Consider the following 20,058-nt stretch of genomic DNA (forward strand, 5'->3'; position numbering starts at 1 on the left):
GGCGTTGCTGGATGACGGAGCGCCAGCCTCGCTGTCTATCAGGGAAGAGCGCTCCGCGAGATGACCGCCATATTCGAATGCTGAACCGCCGAACATCGACTCACGGCAGATTCAGCATGGCGCCTGGCCTACAAGCAACTCCGCGAAACCGGCCTGCACGTCCGCATCACGCACCGCTGGCGCGATTCCGCGCGCGCCGTGCTTTGCGCCGCACCGCATGCTTTTTGCGATCCTCGATCCACGGAAGCAGCGCAATGCTCACCGCACACAGCATCAAGCCGCCGACCAAGGCGAACAGACCGAATCCGATTTCTCGTACCCATTCCCCGCCCACAACCGCTTCGTTGCGCCGCGCAATACCCGGAAACATCGGCGAAACGCGCAGACCATCGTTCCCGGCCTCGCCGCAATACGTCTTCGTGAACGCGGCGAACTGTTCGCGACCGATGTTCGACGCGGCCGAACGCGAATAAACAGGCGACCCGGCAGGCCGCCACGTCGTGTCGTAGTGCTGCGTCTGCCCTGCACCATAGCGGAAGACGGCGCGCGCTTCCCATGTCACGTCGGACTTGCCATATCGCAGAGACAACTCGCATCGCTCGACGAAGGCGGGGACATGAGGCCATGCACCAGCGCGAACGAGGATGGCCGAATTGATGACGCCCGATGCGCCCACCAGCACGAAGACCGCACCGAAAACCAGAAGAATGGCCGATCGCAAGCAGCGCAGAGCGAATTTCATCGGAATTGCTGGATTCTCGCCATACCCCCGAATGCTCCGCCTACTGGCCCACCCGGAACTCGATCCGCCGATTCCTCGCCCGCCCTTCGGCCGTATCATTCGGCGCAATAGGCTGATCCGGCCCGACCCCCGTCGTCGTCATCTGCTGCGGCGGGATGCTCTTCGTGATCAGATACCCCTTCACCGCATCCGCACGCGCCTGGCTCAGCGCGATGTTCGACGTCCGGTTCCCGGAGTTGTCGGTATGCCCGATGATGTCGACCGTGCGGTTCTGCATCTTCGCGAGCGCGGCCGCCATCTGATCGAGAATCTGCCTGCCTTGCGGCGTGAGCGTCGCACTGCCCGTTTCGAACTCGATCGTGCGATTCGCGAGCGTCTGGTCGAGCAGCCCCTGCTCGGACGCCGACACGCGCAGCCCGTTCTTGATCGTATAAGTCGGATTCAGCGTATTCGCCATGTCGCTCGCGAGCTGCTGGCGCTGCGCCTCGTTGTGCACCTCGCCCTTCATCTCGATCTGCGTGCCGTTGATCTTCAGCTGGCCTTTGCTGATCTGCTTCAACTGCGCACCGAGCAGCTTCTGCACGTTCGCGCTCCAGTTCGGCGGCGTCGCGACGTCGCCGACCTCGATCTGGTCGACCACGTTCGCCGCGCCGTAGGTGTCGCGCAGCTTCTGCAGCACGGCGGCCTTGGTCGCCTCGTCGGGCACCTTGCCGCCGACCACCACCTGGCCGGGCGTCGCGTTCGCGGGCGGCGGTGCGATCGTGCCGGCCGTGCCGCGCACCACCGTGCCGGACGCCGTGGCCGGCGCGGCACCGGGGTTGGCGTTCGCGGGCAGGGCAGCGGTCGCGACCGTGCCGTTGCCGACCGGCGTGACGGTCGCGCCGCCCGTGTTCTGCGCATAGGCCGCGCCGCAGGCGACGAGGCCGGTAGCGGCGAGGGCGGCAACGAAGGGCGACAAGCGCGTGCGCCGGACCTGAATCGTGCGTTGCATCCCGTCAGCCTCCGATGAACGCTTCGCGGAAGGCGTCGATGGCGACGCGCAGCGAGAGTTGCGGTTGGTCGAGGTAGCTGACGAGCTTGCTGATCTGGTGATCGTTTTGCGCATGGGCGTCGATCCACTCGGGATCGTCGATGTCGATGTTGTGGGCGGCGTAGGTCTGCGGATCGACGACGCTCAGCAGCGTCTTCGACGACGCGCCGTTGAAGCCGATGATCAGCCGTTCGCGTTCGGCGATCGTGCCGATGAAGATCGCGAGCTCGAAGTCGGCCTGCGCGACGAACGGTGCGATCAGTTCGAGCCAGAACGCGGCGACAAGGCTGCGATAGAACGGGTCGACCGGCAGCGGCAGCGTGAGGCCGCGCTCGATGTGCGACGAGCCACTCTGCATCACGGGCCGCAACAGCGAACCGAGCGCGAGCATCGCGCCGCGCAGCCGCACCGGATGACCGCTTTCGAGCAGCATCTGCTGCAGGCCGTACAGCGACTGGTGTTCGATGAAGTCGTTGAAGGTGCCGTCATGCGATGTGCCGGGGCCGCCGACGTCGATCGGCACCTGCGTATCGCCGAGCGCCTGCAGCGCGCCGGGCGGCTCCTCCTTCGCGAGCAGCGCCGGCATCTGCGCGGCGACGCGCGACCACAGCCGCGCGAACGCGAGCGGGCTGCGCGCGAGGAACGCGAGCGGCCGGTCGACCTCGAGCGCGGTCGCGCCGAGGAACGGGAAACGGCGCATCGACACGTCGTGGCTCGCGACCATGTGGCCCGCGATGGCGAGCTTGCTGCGCGAGCCGAGGAACGCGAAATGCATCGGCTTCGCATCCTCGTAGACGATCTTCCAGCGCGGATCCTCCGCGAGCAGTTCGAGTGCTTGCGCGATCCAGCGATCGAGCGTCTGCAGCAACTGCGGATTGTGCGGGCTCTTCACGAAGTCGCCGCGCGACGGAATCTTGCCGAAGTAGGCGATCTGCGCCTGAACGGTTTGCGTCATTGCGCCCCCTGTGCGTTCGTTGCGGTGGCGGCCGCGACGGCCGGTGCGGCCGCCGGCGCGCCCGAGCCGGCCTGCGTCGCGTTCTGCGCGGCACCCGCGCTCGCGTCGGCGACCGACGACGGCAGCTGCAGGCCGCGCAGGCTCTGCTGCTGCGGCTGGTCGCCGCCGCTGCTGGTCGGCTGCGACGTGCTGATGATGCGCATCGTCACCGACACGTTCACGCTGCCCTGGACCCACGTGAGGTCGAAGGTGCCGTCCGGACGGCGCTTGCGCTGCGCCGAGTTGATCAGCTTCTCGAGACCGTAGCGGCCCGGTTCGTTGACGAGCTGCACCGTGCGGCCGTCGAAGGTCGTCGCGGACAGCGTCGCGCCCGGCGAGCCCTGCGGGTTCGGCCACACGAAGTTGGTCCACTGCGGCGGCGTGTTGCGGTAGCGCAGCTGCTGGCCGTCGATCGCGATCGTGTATTCCGTCGTGCCCGTGCTCGGCTGCGGCAGGATCTGGAACACGGTCTGCGGTTCGGCCGCCGCGGCCGCGCCGCCCGCGGCGCCGCCGGCGAGCGGCGCGACCCAGCGCGCGAAGCCGTTCGTGAAGTCGGGCGTGAGGCCGATGCCCATGTCGCCCCACGTGCGGGCGGCGAGCGTGTCGCCGCGGCGCACCGCGAGCGGGCCCAGCGTCGTGCCGACGAACTTCGCGATCGCACCGTCCGGACCGAACACCTGCGCGATTTCACCGGCGCCGGCCTCGACCTTCGCGTTCGCCGCGAACGGGTACTTGGTCGCGAGCGAGCTCTGGAACGGCTGGTAGACCTGCGCGTTCCATACCTTGTTGACTTCCGCGCTGGCAGGCTGGATCACCACCGAGAACGCCTGCATCAGCGGCCGCACCAGCAGCGGACGCAGCGACTTGCGTTGCGAATCGGTGAGGCCGGTCAGCATCTGCTCGTCGACGAACTTCAGCGAATCGGCGAGTTCCGAGCCGTTGCCGTCGAGCGTCTGCTGCATCAGCTGGCGCGCGCCGGGGCCGGGGTCGCCCTGGTTCTTGATCACGTTGAAGCGCGTACGGACCTTCGACAGCGAATCCATGTAGCCCTTGAGCATCGACGTGCCGTCGTGCGTCGCGACGATCCGCGCGAGCCCGATGAACTCCTGGCCGATCGGACCCATCGGCACCTCGGCCGGATTGCCGTTGATGTCGATGTTCGCGGCCGCCACCTGGCCGGCCTGCGAGCGCGTGAACAGCTGCTTGACCCAGTTCACGACGCCGGTCTGCGCCTTCTTGATCGCGACGTTCGCCAGCGACGGGTTGTCCCACGACGTCTGGTCGTACGCGGTCTCGAGGATCTTGCGGATCGGCGAATCCTGCGGGTCGCCGAGGCGGTTCATCCCGTCGACGGCCTGGCCGAAGCTGCTGAAGCCCTGCACCGCGATGCCCTGCATGAACTTCTGCCAGTGCTGCGCGTACTCGGTCTTGTACATCCCGACGAGAGTCTTCTGGATCTGCTCGGGGCTGCCTTCCAGCGTCAGGTCGTCCTGCGTCGACGTGTTCAGGACCCAGTCCTTCGCCTGCAGTTCCTTGGTCGCCGCGTCGCGGATCGCCGGCTGCACGTAGTCGAACCACGCTTCGCGCGTGAACGTGCCCGGAATCGCATAGCTGCCGGCGACCAGCCCCTGGTTGCCGTCGCCGACGATGCGCGCGATGGTCATCGGCGCGAAGCGGGTCGACGCGCGCGCCTTGATTTCCTCGTAGACGCGCTGGCGGGCCGGCATGCCGCGCACGACGCGGCGCAGGTTCTCGCGGGTCTGGTCGACGAGCGCGAGGTTCGCGTCGATCATCGGCCAGTCGTTGTCGTTCACGCGGGCGAGATAGAACGAGATCATGCGCTCGGCGCTCTTGATCATCTCGTCGCGCGGCATGTTGCCGCGATTCGTCTCGAGCCAGCCGCGCCAGAAGCGGGCGAGCTGGTCGGTCAGGTGCGCCTGTTCGACGTGACGCTTGTCGGACAGCATCAGGTAAGTCTTCAGCGCGTTGTACGCGTCCTGCACGTTGGTCGGCGACGCGTCGCTGTAGAGGCCGCCTTGCGGCGCGGCCGGCTGTTGCGGCGCGGCGGCGGCGGCCGCCGCCGCGGATGCGCCTTGCGCGGCGCCGGCGAGCGGCGTGGCGCCCGGCGGGTTCGTCGACACGGGAATCGCGCCGCCCTGCACGGCCCCCGATTCCGGCGGGCGCGTCATCGGCACGAGCTGTTCGGGATGCGCGTTCACGTCCTTCATGAACGACGCGAGGTTCTGCGAGACCGGCGCGAGCAGGATCTGGCGCACGCCGTTGTAGTACTCGGTCAGCAGGTGCTGCTCGAGACGGTCGCCCTGGTACAGGCCGAGCGACACCGACACCGGCTTGTCGCGGCGGAACTGTTCGAGCTGTTCGATGCGGTCTTCCAGGATGTCCATTGCCTGCAGGCGCGACTGCAGGTCGTTGCGGCCCTGCTGCAGGCGCGTGACGTTGTCGAGGTCGGCCTGCACGTTCGCGACGAGCTGCTGGTTGCCGATCGTCGACCAGGTCCAGCCGCCGAGCGCGAGTGCGAGCGCCGCGACGAAGCCGAAGAAGGTCGCGTAGCGCAGCCGGGTCTTGGTCGGGCTCGCGAACTGGCGCACGGTCTGGCGGTCCGCGAAGATCACCTTCGAGAACAGGTCGCGCAGGAAGAAGCCGTTCTTCGAGAACGCGCTGTGCGGCTTGGGCAGCGCGCTCGCGTCGAGGCCGAAGCGGTGCGCGATGCGCTGCGCGGCGGCGCTGTTGGTTTCGCCTTCCTGCAGCGCGCTGGTGAAGTAGAAGCCGCGGAAAATAGGCTTGTACTGGAACGGGTTGTTCTCGAACAGCGTCGCGAGGAACGCGCGCAGCGACGGCTTGATCGTCGAGAATTCGAGCGGGAAGCTCAGCTGGCCCGGCGACAGCTGGTTGCCGCGCGACAGCGACAGCTGCGCGACGCTGATTTCCTTCAGCCCTTCGTAGAGTTCCTCGAAGTGCGTGTCGAACTGCGCGACCACGTCGCGCTTGTCATCGGGCTCGTAGGGCAGGGTGGCGCCCCACACGCGGTCGTATTCGTGCTTGTCGCTGCTGCTGAAGAATTCGGTGAAGCCGGTGATCAGGTCGGCCTTGGTGAACATCACGTAGACCGGCGCGAACACCTCGAGCTTTTCCGTCAGTTCCTGAACGCGCTGACGGAGATTCTTCGCGAGGTTGATCGCGAACTCGGGGCGGTTGCCGGTGAGTTCGGCGATGCTCGCGGTGACGATGATGCCGTTGATCGGCGCCTTCGGACGATAGCGCTTCAGCAGGCCGAGAAAGCCGAGCCATTCGCTGCGGTCTTCCTCATGCACCGAGTAGCGGCCGGCCGTGTCGAGCAGGATTCCTTCGGTCGTGAAGAACCAGTCGCAGTTACGCGTGCCGCCGATGCCGTGGATCACCGCGCTGTTCTTGTCCGCGAACGGAAACTGCAGGCCGGAGTTCAGCACGGCGCTGCTCTTGCCGGCGGCCGGGTTGCCGATCACGATGTACCACGGCAGTTCGTACAGCGCGGAGCCGCCCGACACCTGGCCGATCTTCGACGTCTTGATCGTCTTCACGGCGTCGGACAGGCGCGTGCGCAGCACGTCGAGGTCGGCGGTCTTCGTGTCGGGTGCGAGCGCGGCCGCGGCCGGCGCGGCGATCTTGCCGGTTTCCGCCTGCTCTTCCAGCACCTGCCCGAGCTGCCGGTTCGCGCGCTTCACGCGCCAGCGGCGCACCAGTGCGACGCCGAGCCACAGCACGAGGATCGCCGCGAAGGCGACCGCCGCCCACAGGAGCGGCAGCTGCAGCATGTCGGCAGCGATGAAGAGAATCGCCGCTAGCGCGACGATCCCGACAATCGAGAGCGTACGCGGATGAGTCAGCACGTTGAGGATGCGTTGCATAGGACGTTCAGGTTCCGGTGCGATTCGGTGAGGCGACGCAGGCGCGCCGAGCGGCAAGCGTGGCGCCGCGATGTGTCGCCATGCTGTCAAACGGGATGAAGGGGGCTGGCATCAATGCGCCCGCGGCATCGGAGAAGGCGCGCGCAATAATGAAAGGACGCTGTGAGAATTAAAACGGAAGCGGCGGCCTGAAAAAATCGCGCAACGGAATGCCCGATCGTTTGCGCCGCCCAAATCGTTTCCTGCCGGGTGATTAAAAAGCCCCATGCCGCCCTCATTATTTCTTGTCCGGCAGCCCTGACTAGCTGCCGCGTCCCAGTTTAAAACCGGGTTTATGGTATTCCACGTGCCCGAGATCCATCATTTTCCAACGGCCTCCCCAGGTCAGGCCGACTTGCTCGGCGACCTGTCCGTACAACTGGTAGCCGCGCATCGCCCAGGGATCTTTCTCGGAAATGACCAGCTTGCCGTCGCGCAGAAACGCGTTGTCGGCCGCGAGCCCGAACTGGTGATAACTCTGGAAGGCCGCCGCATTGGTCACGTTGGTGCCCATCTGCGCGAGCCGGTTCTGTCGTTCCGGACTCCGATAACCTTCCAGCAGCGCCATCTCGTAACCATATTGTTCGTGCATGATCTTGTAGACCAGCAGCAAACGCGTACGGAAATCGGGATCCAGCAGGTTCCAGTCGCGGCTTGCATCTCTCAGCGCAGGCCGTACCTGTTCGACTTCCTTCGTGGCAAAGACTTCCGGCGGCAACGGCGGCGGCGGCACGAGCTGTTCGCCCTGCAGCAGCGCGGCGATCTTCTCGTCAGGCACGCGCGCCGTGTCGTCGTACTGAAATAATTGCCGACCGCGTAACGCAATGGCCACCAATGGCGGCGTCGCAAGAATACCTGCCGACACCATAATCATCAAGCGCCGCCGGATCAGTAAATTTTGCACGTCACTTAATGCGCCGCGCGTAACGGTTGCCGATTTAACAATTTGACTTCGCGTACGTGCGGCGTGATCGTTCGCGCGGCGCGTCAGGCGGCCGCGAAACTGGGCGACGGATTCGAAAACGGTCGCGCGGATACCCGGTAAAAGCAACAGTGCCGCAACCGCGACGGCAAGGGCGAAATAGGCGACGAGTGCGACGGCAATCAACGAAATCCCCGGAAATTGGAATTGATTGTGTTTTGCAATGCTTGCTCTTAGAATCAGGCTGCTTTGAGAGGCCGGGCTATATTATCGCGGTGAATTAAACCAGGATTCAATGAGACGCTGAATGAGTGCGCCGGAAAATTCAAATTCGAAAACCCCGCCCAGCCTGCTATCCGATACCAAACCGGCAGGCGGGGGCGAACCGCAGCAGTCGCGCATTCTCGCGAATCTGGAAGGACGTGTCACGCCGCCGGCCGAACCGCCGCGCCGTTCGCTGAAGGGGCCGATCGCGGCTGTCGTCGCGCTCGTGGTCGCCGTCGGCGGCTGGGGCGCATGGCGCTGGCAGCAGCAATCCGGCGAGGCGGCCGTCGTGGCCGCCGCGCCCGTGCAGGCACCGGCAAAGGCCGAGCCGGCCAGCGCCGCCGCCGTGCAGGTCGCGCAGAATGCCGCGTCGGCTGCGCCCGTCGTGCAAACGGCGACGATCGTCAACGACGATGCCGCGTCCCAGGTCGTTGCGTCCGCATCGGGCGCGTCGGGCGCGGACAACAGCCGCTTGTCGCGCGCGCTCGCGAACGGTGCCGACGATGCATCGGGCGCGGCCACGGCGGGCGCCGTCGCCGCGACGGCTGCCGCAGCAGCGGCGACGACGAAATCCGCGAAGGCCGACGCCACGAAGAGCGACAAGGTCGCCGCCCGCAGCAAGGCCGATGCGAAGGCCGACGCGAAGGCGGAGGCTCGCAAGCATCACAAGGAACAGCAGGCGGAGCTCGCGCAGGCGAAGAAGCGTCGCGAAGCGACGACCCGTTCCGCGAGCGCGAAGGCATCCGGGAAGGACGACCCGGATGCGGACCTGCTCGCCGCGCTCGTCGCCCGTACGAAGCCGGCCGACAAGAAGGTCGCCGCGCAGAAGGGGCAGGTCGTGCCGACCAAGACGGCCGCCGCGACGGGCGGTTCGCTCGCATCGCGCGTGAAGGATTGCGCGGAGCGCGGCTTCTTCGAGGATCAGCTGTGCCGCTGGCGCGTCTGCGACGGCCACTGGGGCAAGGATCCGGCCTGCCCGACCGCCGCGCAGTCGGAGACGCGGCAGTAACCGGCATCACACCAGCCTGCACATCGCACCTGCGCCGCCCACCGGGCGGCGCGTTGTTTTTGGGACGTCTTACGCCGGACGGCAGGATGTGACAATGTCACGAAAATGCCGCATGCATCGGGCATACGTTTCCTTCCATTTCCCGGCGTGGCGCCGCAATGCGCGATGCGCGGCGCGGCGAGCGCCGCACGACCTTCGACACGATGGACCTGATCGTACAGACTTACGGCGCCGATACGTCCGGCATGGTGTGCGGATTCCGCTTCGTCCCGGGCGGATCGGGCGCGATGCTCGATGCCGATGCGGCCGCCGCATGGCTGCGCACGTGCCGCGAGCGCGATGCGGCCGCATCGGACGATTTCGTCTGGCTGCACTTCAATCTCGCGCACAGCGCGAGCGAGCGCTGGATGCGCACGCACCTCGGATTGCCCGACAGCTTCTTCGAATTCCTCCACGAAGGATCGCGCTCGACGCGCATCGAGCAGGAGGACGGCGCGCTGCGCGCGATCGTCAACGACGTGATGTTCAACCTCGAGCTGACGCCGTCGGAAATCGCGACGCTGTTCGTCCACGTCGAGCGGCGCATCATGGTCACCGCGCGGCTCAAGCCGCTGCGTTCGGTCGATACGCTGCGCGCCTGCGTGCGCGACGGCGAGCGGTTCCGGTCGCCGGCCGAACTTCTCGTGCACCTGCTGCGCGACCAGGCCGACCTGCTGATCCAGATCATGCGGCGCACGAGCATCGACGTCGATCGCATCGAGGATCGCTTCCTGTCGCAACGGCTCACGTCGAACCGCATCGAGCTCGGCGCGATGCGCCGCACGCTGACGCGGCTGCAGCGCATGCTGGCGCCCGAGCCCGGCTCGATTTTCCGGCTGCTCGCGAAACCGCCCGCGTGGCTCCACGCCGAAGACGTGCAGGAACTGCGCGAATCGACCGAAGAGTTCTCGCTGGTGCTCGCGGATCTGTCTGGGCTCAACGAGCGGATCAAGCTGTTGCAGGAAGAGATCGGTTCGCGGCTCGACGAGCAGAACAACCGGACGCTGTTCACGCTGACGCTCGTGACCGTGATCGCGCTGCCGATCAACATCGTCGCGGGCTTCTTCGGGATGAACGTCGGCGGCGTGCCGTTCTCGGAGAACAAGCACGGGTTCTGGCTGATGGTGCTGCTGGTCGCGGGCTTTACCGCACTCGCCGCGTGGTGGGCGTTTCGCCGGCGCGACGATCGCTAGGGCCCGTTATTGGCGTGAACCGGCGCCAGGTCGGCATTGGCGCGGCGCCGCACGCGGCGGCAACAAAAAACAGGCCCCGCATCCGGGGCCTGCGATAGGCGGTGAAGGGACGTGAAGGGACATGAAGCGTCGAACGCCGGCCGGCGCCGCGTATCGCGCGGCACCGGCCGGCCGGATCACGTTACTGAACCAGCGTCTTGCGCGGCTTGAACATGCCCTGGTAGCGCAGCGACGGACGTTCCTTCACCGTCGGCGCGATGCCGCCGAAGCTCGGCGTCTGGCGCAGCTTCATCGCGGCCGGCGAAGCGACCGAGCCGATCGACGTCGAACGCGAAGCCGGCGCGAGGTTGTTCGCGACGAGCAGCGCGGCCTCGCTCTTCAGGTTCGCAAGCAGCACCGGATCGACCGAGCTGTTGACCTGCGTGAGCAGGCCGCTCCACGCGGCGTCGCTGTAGTTCACGACGTAGTAGTCGAGACCGCTCGGATCCGCGACCACGCCCGTGCAGCCGTCGATCCGCGTCTGCGTCTGCGTATCCTTCAGCGCGAGCGTCGTGCGTTTCGCGAGACCCTGGCCGTACGCGAGCGTGATCGGTACCGTCCACTGCAGGCCCGGATACGCGTTCTTGTTCGGGAACGGCTGCTGTTTCAGCGTGACGACCGTCTGGTTCTTCGTCATGTCGCACTGCGTGTCGAGCGAGATCAGCGGCACGCCCGTCTGGCGCACGTAGCTGTCGCCGATCGGGCCGACCGCCTGGCCGCTTTCCTTCGACAGCGCATCCCACAGGCGCTTCGGCGTGCCGTTGCCGAACGAGTAGTCGACCAGGTATTGTTGCAGGCCCTTTCGCAGCGTCTGCTCGCCGAGATAGTTCTCGAGCGTCTTCAGCACATGGCCGCCCTTGTCGTACGTGAACGCGCTCGCGCTCAGCACGAAGTCGTTCGATGCCCAGTCGTTGAAGTTCGGCGCGACCGGGAACGCGTTCGGGCCGATGTCGCGATTGATCACGCGATACTTGTTCTTCACCTGGTCGAGCCAGCTGAACTCGTCGGGGAAGAACTGGATCGTCGTCTTCGTCTCGAAGAACGTCGCGAACGACTCGTTGAGCCAGACGTTGTCCCACCAGTCGGCCGTGACGAGATCGCCGAACCACTGGTGCGCGACTTCGTGCGTCAGCACCTCGTTACCGTAGCGCGACATCGGCTGGCCCGGTTGCGGCAGGATGTCGTCGGCGAACTCGAGGATCGACCCCCAGTTCTCCATCCCGCCGAAGTTCAGGTCCTTCTGCTCCTTGAACGCGTCGTTCGCGGCGACCGTATCGAACTTCGTCAGCGGCAGCGGGATACCCGTGTAGCGGTAATAGAAATCGAGCGCCTGCTTGGTGCGGTCCATCGCCGGCTTGGCCCAGTCGCTCATGCCCGGCGGCGTGAACACGCGCAGGTGCAGGCCGCCCTTGCCGCCCGGCAGCGGGCTCGAGAAGTCGTCCTCGTAGGTGTCGAACATGCCGCCGCCGAAGAACAGCAGGTACGACGGCATCGGCGGCGTCTTCTCGAACTGCACGAGCTTGTAGCCGCCGCCGACGTTGGTCGACGGCTTCTCGGCCGCGTTCGACACGACGCGCCAGTTCTGCGGCACTTCGGCCGTCACTTCATAGGTCGGCCGGAAGGCCGGCTCGTCCCAACCCGGGAACCACTGGCGCGACAGGTTGGTTTCGCCCTGCGTGAGGATCGCGCCGCTCGTCTTGCCGTCGGTGCCCTTCAGGTCGACGCGGAACACGCCTTCGGCGGCCGAGCAGCCCGGATACGGATCGTCGCCGCAGCTGCCGCCCGTCTGCGTGGCCGGATCGTCGTACGACTTGAAGTTGATGATGCCGGACCATTCCATGTGCAGCGAATAGTTGCCCGGCGCGATCGTGCCGGCGACGGGGCGCAGCTGGTAGAAGTCGCCCTTGTCCTGCGGCGTCGCGATCAGCTGGATGTTGCCCGGCTGCAGCGTGATGCGGCCGTTCGTGAACTTGATCCGGTGGCCGGCGATCACGATGTTGTTGACCGGCTTCAGCACCTTGATCTCGACGTCGGCGCGCCCGTCGAACGCGTTCAGCGCATCGTTCGGGCGGAACCACAGCCGGTAGTTGACCGGTACCACGGTGTCCGGCAGCTCGACGGGCGACACGCTCTTGTCGACGTTGGAGGCTGACGGCGGCGTGTTGGCGGCGGGCGACGAGCTCGAGTGCGGCGCGCCGGCGGAGCTGAGTGCGGAAGCCGAGCCGACGCCGCTGTCGTCGCCGCCGCACCCGGCGAGCGCGAGTGCGGCAACCAGCGGCAGGTAACGCATCTTGTGAATGTTGATCGACATGACTGAAACCTCGATTGTTGAAAGAATCGTTCAGTGCTGCGAAAACGCCGGCAAAAGAAATCCCTCGCCGTTAATCAACAGCGACGAGAAATGCCAATGACGGATTATTCGAAAAGACGGCCGGCCGACTACGTGAAGGTAATCATGGTTTACTGCCCCCTCTGTGTTTCCGGATGTCGGTTAACTGGCCGGTTCAAAATGGCCGGGCGCGGGTTGTACTGAATTGATTTCGCGCGCACGACACGGGGCCGCCCGCCCTGTGCTGGCGTGCATTCCCTTTGAACCGACGACCCACGGGGCTGGCCGTACCAGGCCGCAGGACGGAAGGACGGCGTGTCGCCGTTCCGTAAAATCGCCGTCATACGGCTTGAAGGTTTGTCGGCCTGCTCGAAGGATGCGTAAATATACTTGATGGTTTTGGGTAAAGGAAACGAAAAAATTAGAAAGTGCTTCTCTTGAATTTTTCGCGTGCCATTGAATGCTGGGAGGCATTAATTCGCTTTATGTTTAGCCGTTCGTTTCCGTAGTTTTAATCTATTAACGATCTCGCCGATGCGCGAAAACTACGAATCAGGGCGTGGCGCGGCGCGCTCGGTACAATGCGGCGACGACCCGCCGATCGATTGCCGCAAGGAGGCCAGCCCATGCCACGAGCCCTGTTCCGTATCGCGCCGCTGCGCGCCATGCTGCTGCTGTTCGCCGCCGTCTTCGCGCTCGGCGGATGCGCGGGCCTGACGCGCGAGCCCGTGAGCGTGACCGTCGCCGGGCTCGACCCGCTGGCCGGACAGGGCCTCGAGATGCGCTTCAGCCTGAAGCTGCGCGTACAGAACCCGAATGACACGCCGATCGAATACGACGGCATTTCGGTCGCGCTCGACCTGAACGGCACGCCGTTCGCGAGCGGGGTCAGCGATCGCTCGGGCGTCGTGCCGCGCTTCGGCGAGGCCGTGATCGACGTGCCCGTTTCGGTGTCGGCGTTCGCCGCCGCGCGGCAGGCGTGGAACCTGCCCGGCGCGGCAGCCAGCGGCGCGTTGCCGTACGCGCTGCGCGGCCGGCTCGCCGGCGGCGTGCTCGGCACCGTGCGTTTCAGCGATGCGGGCACGTTGCGCATGCCGGCGACGCCGGGGTGGGGCGGCTAGACGATGCCTGCGCGACGCCCCGGATGCCGGACCGGACGAAGCGGCGTGATTGCAGCGCCGTCTGACGATTCCTGACGATCGTGTTTCGTGCGCCTTACGTTTTGCGCTGCAATCGCGTTTAGACTGCCTCGGTCCGGAGGGCCGGACGACTTTTTGGAGAGGGCACCATGGCAGCGAAATTCGTCATCAAGAAAGCGAACGACGGGCAGTTCCTGTTCCACCTGAAGGCCGCCAACGGCGAGATCATTCTGCGCAGCGAGCTGTACAAGACCAAGGCGTCGGCGGAAAACGGCGTCGCGTCCGTGCGCAAGAACGCACCGGACGACGCGCGCTACGAGCGCAAGACCGCGAGCAACGGCCAGTTCATGTTCAACCTGAAGGCCGGCAATCACGAGATCATCGGCACGAGCGAGCTGTACAAGGCTGAAGCCGGCCGCGAGAACTGCATCGCGTCGGTGAAGCAGAACGCGCCGGGCGCGGCGCTCGACGACCAGAGCTGACACGCCGCGAGCATCGCGCGGGTGGCGGCCAGGGCGGTCGCCCGCGCTTTGCCGCGCGGGCAAAGCGCGGTATGGTGTGGTCCGCGCGGCGCACTCCGGTAGTCCGGTAGCGCCGCCTGTCTGAAGCCAACCGTAGCCGAGCTCGCGTGACCGATTTCCCCGTTTTCCACTGGACCGACGCCGACGGCGCCGAACATGCCGTGCGCTGGCGCTCCGAAGCCGGCGTGCAGCCGCCGAAGCGCGCCGTGCCCGCCGACGACCGCCTCACCGCCGACGCGGCGTACCGCCTCGCGTGCGAGGGCACCGCACTCGTCTGGCAGGGCGATTTCCAGAATGCACGCCAGCTCGTGCAGGCGATGGCGCGCCGCGTCGAACGCAAGCCGAAGAAGGCGAAGGCCGCGGTCGGCGTCGACGCGTTCAACCTGCACCGGCTCGCGCAATCGCAGCGCGCCCGCACGCTCGGGATGCTGCTGATCCCGCTCGACGCCGACTACACGATCCCGCTGCGCCGCGCGCCCGACGTGCGCGCCGCATGTGAGGAAGCATACGGCCCGGGCGGCGCGCCGTCGGTCGTGTCGCTGCGCGAACTGCTCGGCCTCGTCGGCGCGCACGAATGGCGCAAGAAGGGCGTGCCGATCCCGGCGCTCGGCGGCGCGCCGATCCATCCGCATTACGGCGTGTTCTCGCCGGTGCGCGGCGAATACGTCGAACTCGTCGCGCGCACGCCGCTGCCCGCGACCTCGCTCGCGTTCGATATCGGCACGGGCACCGGCGTGCTCGCGGCCGTGCTCGCGTCGCGCGGCGTCGAGCGCATCGTCGCGACCGACCAGGATCCGCGCGCGCTCGCATGCGCCCGCGAGAACGTCGCGCGGCTCGGTCATGCCGGGCGCGTCGACGTCGTCGAAGCCGACCTGTTTCCGGCCGGCCGCGCGCCGCTCGTCGTCTGCAACCCGCCGTGGTTGCCGGCCCGTCCGAGCGCGCCGATCGAATACGCGGTCTACGATCCCGACAGCCGCATGCTGCGCGGTTTCCTCGCGGGGCTTGCCGACCATCTCGAACCGGGCGGCGAAGGCTGGCTGATCCTGTCCGATTTTGCCGAGCATCTCGGCCTGCGCCCGCGCGACACGCTGCTGCAATGGATCGACGAAGCCGGCCTCGTCGTGCTCGGCCGCGAAGACATCCGCCCCGCACACCCGAAGTCGGCCGACGCGGACGATCCGCTGCACGCCGCGCGCCGCGCCGAGGTCACGTCGCTCTGGCGGCTCGGCGCGCGAGCCTGATCGCGTATTTTCGGTAAACTGTCGCCATTCCTCACGAATTCCCGCCGCCGGGCCGTGGTCGACCGACCGTGGCCCGGCGCCGTTTCACGATGTCGAACAAGACCTACGAAATCCGTCCGGAGCAGTCCGTCGAGCTGCTGAAGGAACTGCACATCCTGACCCGCGACGGCAAGCTGAACCAGGACAGCCGCCGCAAGCTGAAGCAGGTCTATCACCTGTTCCAGTTCATCGAGCCGCTGCTCGCGAGCGTGCAGGCCGACAAGGGCGGCGTGACGCTCGTCGATCACGGCGCCGGCAAGTCGTATCTCGGCTTCATCCTGTACGACCTGTTCTTCAAGCAGCAGCCGGGGCACGGCACGCCGGCGTTCGCGTCGCACGTGTACGGGATCGAGACGCGCGAGGAGCTCGTCACGCGCTCCACCGAACTCGCCGCGCGGCTCGGATTCGGCGGGATGTCGTTCCTGAACCTGTCGGTCGCCGATTCGATCACGTCGCCGAAGCTGCCCGAAACGGTCGACGTCGTCACCGCGCTGCATGCATGCGACACGGCGACCGACGACGCGATCCGGTTCGCGCTCGCGAAGCGCGCGCAGCACATCGTGCTGGTGCCGTGCTGCCAGGCGGAGGTCGCGGGCGTGCTGCGCAAGAACAAGGGCAAGTCGCTCGCGAACGCGCTGACGGAAGTGTGGCGGCATCCGCTGCATACGCGCGAATTCGGCAGCCAGATCACCAACGTGCTGCGCTGCCTGCAGCTCGAGGCGCACGGCTACCAGGTGAGCGTGACCGAGCTGGTCGGCTGGGAGCATTCGATGAAGAACGAGCTGATCATCGCGCAGTACAAGAACCTGCCGCGCCGCAAGCCCGGCGAGCGGCTGAACGAGATCCTCGGCATGTTCGGGCTCGCCGAACTGAACGAGCGCTTCTTCGCGCCGGCGCCCGCGGCGGCGGCCGGCGAGGCCGTCGAGCAGTCCGCGGACTGAGGCGGATCGAGGCGGACCAAGGCGGACCAAGGCGGACCAAGGCGGACCAAGGCGGACCGACGCCCGGCCCCCGTCCGCCGCGCGCCAGCCACCCGCCGCGCGACGCGTCAGACGTCGTCGCCCGGCCGGCGCATCCATTCACGCCAGCCGTCGTGACCGAGGCGGCGCAGCGTTTCCTGGTTTTTCTCGTAGATCGCGGATGCGTCCGGGAACGCATCGACCGCGCGCGCGATGCTGTCCTCGCGCAGCAGGTGCAGGATCGGATACGGCGCGCGGTTCGTGTAGTTCTCGATGTCGTCGGCTTCGCTGCCTTCGAACCGGTACTCGGGATGGAAGCTCGCGATCTGCAGCACGCCGTCGAGTCGCAGTTGCCGCACGAGCCGCTCGGCGAAGAACAGCGCATCGTTGTAGTCGACGAAATCCGCGAACGCGCGCGGATAGATCACGAGCGTCGTGTCGACCTGCTGCGGATCCGCTGCTTCGAGCGCGCGCAGCTCGGTTTCGAGATCGGCGAGCGCATCCTCGAGCGTCGTCGCTTCGCTGATCGCATAGCGTACCTGTTCCTTCACATAGACACTCTTCGCGAACGGGCACAGATTGAGCCCGATCACCGCGCGCGCGAGCCAGTGCCGCGTGGCGGCGAGAATGTCGTCGTGGGAGTCGGGGCGGGTATCGGTCATGGCGGAGGTGGTCGGGCGAAGCGGCAGCGAGGGCCGCATTGTAGCCGGAGCGGGCACGCCGGGTCGGCGCGTGCGCCGCCCGTCACGCGCAGGCGGCGTCGATCAGCTGCGTGGCCAGCGCGGGCGCGGTGCCGATCGGCGTTTCGCCGTGCCGGTAGGTCTGGCTGGCCGCGTAGATGCCTTCGACGATGAGCGCGAGCGCGTCGGCGAGCGCTTTCGGCTGCCGGGCGCCCGCGCCTTCGCACAACTCGAGGAGCCGCTTCATCAGCTGTTCCTTGTTCTGCGCGACGCGCTCGCGCGCCGGATGCGACGTATCCGGGAATTCGGCCGCGACGTTGACGAACGGACAGCCGCGATAGTCCTTCTGCGTCGCGCGTTCGGCCAGATCGACGAAATACTGGATCAATTGCGCCTTCGGCTGGCCCGGATGCTTCGCGACGCTCGAATCGAGACGCTCGAAGAAGCACGCATCCATCCGTTCCAGATACGCGAGGATCAGCTCGTCCTTCGACGAGAACTGGCGGTACAGGCTCATCTTGTTGACGCCCGCGCGCTCCACGACCGCCTCGACGCCGACCGCGCGCACCCCTTCCTTGTAAAACAGCTCCTCCGCGGCGCGCAGCAGGTGTTCCTGCGCGGCGGCCGCGGCGATCGGCCGGCGCGTGCGGCGTGCCGGCGGCTTGTTGGCGGCCTCGATGCCCGACATGATGACCCTCGACTGCGTGGTGAATTGCTTGACATGTTACCGACTGGTAACTACGATCGCAACACACTTGTGACCGATCGGTAACAATGCCGACCGGATCGACAGACAAATGCCACGTATCGGCCCGGGTCAGCCGATGCAGCGTGCGGCGGAGGTGGCCCGGAGGTGAGGCGGGGCTGGCGCGCGAGCGCGGGCCAGCCAACTGGAGAGCGACAACATGAACTGGGCAGTGACACGAATCGGCGGGCGCTTCCACTACGGATGGCTCGCGGCGGCGGTGGTTTTCCTGATCCTGCTGGCGGCGGCCGGCACGCGCGCGACGCCGAGCGTGCTGATGGTGCCGCTCGAGCGCGAACTCGGCTGGAGCCGCGCGGCGATTTCGCTGGCGATTTCGGTGAACATCGCGCTGTACGGCCTGACGGGCCCGTTCGCGGCCGCGGCGATGCAGCGTTTCGGGCTGCGGCCGACGATCCTGACCGCGCTGGTGACGATGGGCGCGGGCGTCGCGCTGTCGTCGATGATGACGCAGAGCTGGCAGATGGTCGTGATCTGGGGGCTGATGGTCGGCTGCTCGACCGGCGTCGTCGCGCTGACGCTGTCCGCGACTTTCGTCACACGCTGGTTCCATGCGCGGCGCGGGCTCGTGATGGGCATCCTGACCGCGAGCACGGCCACCGGCCAGCTCGTGTTCCTGCCGATGCTCGCGGCGATCGCGCAGCGCCACGGCTGGCGGCCGGTCGTGCTGGTCGTCGCGGTGGCGGCCGCGATCGTGATTCCGCTGGTCGCGTTCCTGCTGCCCGAGCGACCGGCCGACGTGCAGCTGCGCCCGTACGGAGAGCCGGCCGACGCGCCGGCGGCGCCCGACGCGACGAAGGAGAACCCGCTCGCGGTCGCGTTCCGCACGCTGCTGACCGCGAGCCGCTCGCGCGACTTCTGGCTGCTGTTCTTCAGCTTCTTCATCTGCGGCGCGAGCACCAACGGCTACGTCGGCACGCACCTGATCGCGATGTGCAGCGACTACGGGATGTCCGAAGTGCAGGGCGCCTCGCTGCTCGCCGCGATGGGCGTGTTCGACCTGTTCGGCACGACGCTGTCGGGCTGGCTGTCCGACCGCTACGACAACCGCGTGCTGCTGTTCTGGTACTACGGGCTGCGCGGGCTGTCGTTGATCTACCTGCCGCATGCGTTCGGCATCGACTTCTTCGGTCTGCCGCTGTTCGCGATGTTCTACGGGCTCGACTGGATCGCGACCGTGCCGCCGACCGTGCGGCTGGCCACCGACGTGTTCGGCAAGGCCGCGGCGCCGGTCGTGTTCGGCTGGATCGTCGCCGGCCATCAACTGGGCGCGGCGTTCGCGGCGCTCGGCGCGGGGCTGCTGCGCGCGAGCCTCGGCACCTATACGATCGCGTCGATGATCTCGGGCGCGCTCTGCATCGTCGGTGCGCTGATCGTGCTGCGGATCAATCGCGGCCCGTCCCGCGCGGCCGCGCAGGCCGCCTGAGCGCGGTGCGCCGGCCGGCCCGTGCGCGGGTGCGGCCGGTCAATGCAGGATCGGTGATTTGCATTGCGCGGGATGACCGGGCGCGCGACGGCTCAAGCGGTTATGCTTGCGGTTCGCCGGGCGTTCGCGCCCTTCATCGATGTCAGCGAGGAACCGCATGTCCGTCAAACCTGCTCCCACCACTGTTTCGATTCACGACCTGATTGCCGGCCGCTGGAGCCCGCGCGCGTATTCGGACGAGCCGATCAGCGCCGCCGATCTGCACGCGGTGCTCGAAGCGGCGCGCTGGGCGCCGTCCGCCTACAATGCGCAACCGTGGCGCTTCATCGTGTTCGATCGCACGCAGGACGAAGCGGCGTTCAAGCACGCATTCGCGACGCTGGTGCCGTTCAACCAGGGCTGGAACGCGCCGGCGCCGGTGCTGATCGCCGTGACCGCGCATACGCTCACGCCGAAGGGCGAGCCGGCGCCGACCGCGCTGTACGATGCGGGCGCGGCCGCGATGTCGCTGGTGCTGCAGGCGCACGCGCTGGGTCTCGCCGCGCACCAGATGAGCGGCTTCGATGCGAAGGCGTTCCGCGATGCGTTCGAGATTCCGGCCGACGTCGCGATTCCGGCGATCATCTCGCTCGGCCACTACGGCAACGTCGACAAGCTCGACCCGGTATTGCGCGAACGCGAAAAGGCGCCGCGCACGCGCCATGCGATCGGCGAGGTCGTGTATGCGGGCGCATGGAAGAAGGGTTTCGACGCCGCGGCCTGATGGTGCAAGCGGGCAGGCGTGC

16 protein-coding genes are annotated in these 20,058 nt (G+C 67.0%); 8 read left to right on the plus strand and 8 right to left on the minus strand.

Annotated elements, in window-relative coordinates; genetic code table 11:
* Nucleotides 1-166 precede the first annotated feature (166 nt).
* From DIE16_RS23740 to DIE16_RS23760, 5 genes are all read right to left on the minus strand, one after another.
* Nucleotides 167-742 (minus strand): DUF3592 domain-containing protein, encoded by a 576-nt coding sequence (locus DIE16_RS23740; protein ID WP_124487875.1) that lies wholly within the window; start codon nucleotides 740-742, stop codon nucleotides 167-169.
* A 40-nt stretch (nucleotides 743-782) separates the two neighbouring features.
* Nucleotides 783-1,733, minus strand: a complete 951-nt coding sequence (locus tag DIE16_RS23745) for an OmpA family protein (protein ID WP_124893535.1) — start codon at nucleotides 1,731-1,733, stop codon at nucleotides 783-785.
* A gap of 4 nt (nucleotides 1,734-1,737) precedes the next feature.
* Nucleotides 1,738-2,727, minus strand: coding sequence for a type VI secretion system-associated protein TagF (tagF, locus tag DIE16_RS23750; RefSeq protein WP_044845917.1), 990 nt, complete (start codon nucleotides 2,725-2,727; stop codon nucleotides 1,738-1,740).
* On the minus strand, nucleotides 2,724-6,671 hold the full coding sequence (gene tssM, locus DIE16_RS23755) for a type VI secretion system membrane subunit TssM (protein ID WP_124522208.1): 3,948 nt from the start codon (nucleotides 6,669-6,671) through the stop codon (nucleotides 2,724-2,726). Before tssM ends, tagF begins: the two co-directional genes overlap by 4 nt.
* 301 nt (nucleotides 6,672-6,972) lie before the next feature.
* Complete coding sequence (locus DIE16_RS23760; protein ID WP_044845915.1) at nucleotides 6,973-7,818, minus strand: M15 family metallopeptidase; 846 nt, start codon at nucleotides 7,816-7,818, stop codon at nucleotides 6,973-6,975.
* A gap of 121 nt (nucleotides 7,819-7,939) precedes the next feature.
* On the opposite strand from DIE16_RS23760, the gene DIE16_RS23765 reads away from it, so the two are divergent.
* Entirely contained in the window at nucleotides 7,940-8,905 is a 966-nt protein-coding gene (locus DIE16_RS23765; RefSeq protein ID WP_124522205.1) for a phage tail protein, read from the plus strand.
* Between the two features lie 203 nt (nucleotides 8,906-9,108).
* The gene (locus DIE16_RS23770; RefSeq protein ID WP_124893549.1) at nucleotides 9,109-10,137 is read left to right on the plus strand and encodes a transporter; all 1,029 of its coding nucleotides are present in this window, start codon (nucleotides 9,109-9,111) and stop codon (nucleotides 10,135-10,137) included.
* A 181-nt stretch (nucleotides 10,138-10,318) separates the two neighbouring features.
* Here DIE16_RS23770 and DIE16_RS23775 read toward each other — a convergent pair whose 3' ends face one another.
* Nucleotides 10,319-12,487: a M1 family metallopeptidase gene (locus DIE16_RS23775; RefSeq protein ID WP_124487880.1), complete on the minus strand. Its 2,169-nt coding sequence runs from the start codon at nucleotides 12,485-12,487 to the stop codon at nucleotides 10,319-10,321.
* Between the two features lie 644 nt (nucleotides 12,488-13,131).
* Here DIE16_RS23775 and DIE16_RS23785 point away from each other — a divergent pair.
* The 4 genes from DIE16_RS23785 to DIE16_RS23800 all read left to right on the plus strand — a co-directional run bounded on the left by DIE16_RS23785 (nucleotide 13,132) and on the right by DIE16_RS23800 (nucleotide 16,386).
* On the plus strand, nucleotides 13,132-13,626 hold the full coding sequence (locus DIE16_RS23785; protein WP_124893536.1) for an LEA type 2 family protein: 495 nt from the start codon (nucleotides 13,132-13,134) through the stop codon (nucleotides 13,624-13,626).
* A 167-nt stretch (nucleotides 13,627-13,793) separates the two neighbouring features.
* On the plus strand, nucleotides 13,794-14,126 hold the full coding sequence (locus DIE16_RS23790) for a YegP family protein (RefSeq protein ID WP_124893537.1): 333 nt from the start codon (nucleotides 13,794-13,796) through the stop codon (nucleotides 14,124-14,126).
* A gap of 146 nt (nucleotides 14,127-14,272) precedes the next feature.
* Nucleotides 14,273-15,406: a class I SAM-dependent methyltransferase gene (locus DIE16_RS23795; protein WP_124893538.1), complete on the plus strand. Its 1,134-nt coding sequence runs from the start codon at nucleotides 14,273-14,275 to the stop codon at nucleotides 15,404-15,406.
* Between the two features lie 89 nt (nucleotides 15,407-15,495).
* Nucleotides 15,496-16,386, plus strand: coding sequence for an SAM-dependent methyltransferase (locus tag DIE16_RS23800; protein ID WP_044845909.1), 891 nt, complete (start codon nucleotides 15,496-15,498; stop codon nucleotides 16,384-16,386).
* A gap of 107 nt (nucleotides 16,387-16,493) precedes the next feature.
* Here DIE16_RS23800 and DIE16_RS23805 read toward each other — a convergent pair whose 3' ends face one another.
* Together DIE16_RS23805 and DIE16_RS23810 are read right to left on the minus strand one after the other, a co-directional pair.
* Nucleotides 16,494-17,066, minus strand: coding sequence for a DUF1415 domain-containing protein (locus DIE16_RS23805; RefSeq protein ID WP_124487886.1), 573 nt, complete (start codon nucleotides 17,064-17,066; stop codon nucleotides 16,494-16,496).
* An 82-nt stretch (nucleotides 17,067-17,148) separates the two neighbouring features.
* Complete coding sequence (locus DIE16_RS23810; RefSeq protein WP_124487887.1) at nucleotides 17,149-17,772, minus strand: TetR/AcrR family transcriptional regulator; 624 nt, start codon at nucleotides 17,770-17,772, stop codon at nucleotides 17,149-17,151.
* Nucleotides 17,773-17,989: 217 nt separating this feature from the next.
* Here DIE16_RS23810 and DIE16_RS23815 point away from each other — a divergent pair, with 217 nt between their 5' ends.
* Nucleotides 17,990-19,273, plus strand: coding sequence for an MFS transporter (locus DIE16_RS23815; protein WP_124487888.1), 1,284 nt, complete (start codon nucleotides 17,990-17,992; stop codon nucleotides 19,271-19,273).
* Between the two features lie 157 nt (nucleotides 19,274-19,430).
* Entirely contained in the window at nucleotides 19,431-20,036 is a 606-nt protein-coding gene (locus tag DIE16_RS23820; protein ID WP_044845905.1) for a nitroreductase family protein, read from the plus strand.
* The last annotated feature ends 22 nt before the right edge of the window (nucleotides 20,037-20,058 follow it).

The organism is Burkholderia sp. Bp9090, assembly GCF_003857985.1.
Taxonomy (GTDB): domain Bacteria; phylum Pseudomonadota; class Gammaproteobacteria; order Burkholderiales; family Burkholderiaceae; genus Burkholderia.

Excerpts from the sequence above, each read along its gene's own strand:
- DIE16_RS23820 (WP_044845905.1), top strand. The coding sequence starts at position 19,431 with ATGTCCGTCAAACCTGCTCCCACCACTGTTTCGATTCACGACCTGATT.
- DIE16_RS23775 (WP_124487880.1), bottom strand. The coding sequence starts at position 12,487 with ATGTCGATCAACATTCACAAGATGCGTTACCTGCCGCTGGTTGCCGCA.
- tagF (WP_044845917.1), bottom strand. The coding sequence starts at position 2,727 with ATGACGCAAACCGTTCAGGCGCAGATCGCCTACTTCGGCAAGATTCCG.
- DIE16_RS23745 (WP_124893535.1), bottom strand. The coding sequence starts at position 1,733 with ATGCAACGCACGATTCAGGTCCGGCGCACGCGCTTGTCGCCCTTCGTT.
- DIE16_RS23740 (WP_124487875.1), bottom strand. The coding sequence starts at position 742 with ATGAAATTCGCTCTGCGCTGCTTGCGATCGGCCATTCTTCTGGTTTTC.
- DIE16_RS23770 (WP_124893549.1), top strand. The coding sequence starts at position 9,109 with ATGGACCTGATCGTACAGACTTACGGCGCCGATACGTCCGGCATGGTG.
- tssM (WP_124522208.1), bottom strand. The coding sequence starts at position 6,671 with ATGCAACGCATCCTCAACGTGCTGACTCATCCGCGTACGCTCTCGATT.
- DIE16_RS23790 (WP_124893537.1), top strand. The coding sequence starts at position 13,794 with ATGGCAGCGAAATTCGTCATCAAGAAAGCGAACGACGGGCAGTTCCTG.
- DIE16_RS23800 (WP_044845909.1), top strand. The coding sequence starts at position 15,496 with ATGTCGAACAAGACCTACGAAATCCGTCCGGAGCAGTCCGTCGAGCTG.
- DIE16_RS23815 (WP_124487888.1), top strand. The coding sequence starts at position 17,990 with ATGAACTGGGCAGTGACACGAATCGGCGGGCGCTTCCACTACGGATGG.
- DIE16_RS23785 (WP_124893536.1), top strand. The coding sequence starts at position 13,132 with ATGCCACGAGCCCTGTTCCGTATCGCGCCGCTGCGCGCCATGCTGCTG.
- DIE16_RS23765 (WP_124522205.1), top strand. The coding sequence starts at position 7,940 with ATGAGTGCGCCGGAAAATTCAAATTCGAAAACCCCGCCCAGCCTGCTA.
- DIE16_RS23805 (WP_124487886.1), bottom strand. The coding sequence starts at position 17,066 with ATGACCGATACCCGCCCCGACTCCCACGACGACATTCTCGCCGCCACG.
- DIE16_RS23810 (WP_124487887.1), bottom strand. The coding sequence starts at position 17,772 with ATGTCGGGCATCGAGGCCGCCAACAAGCCGCCGGCACGCCGCACGCGC.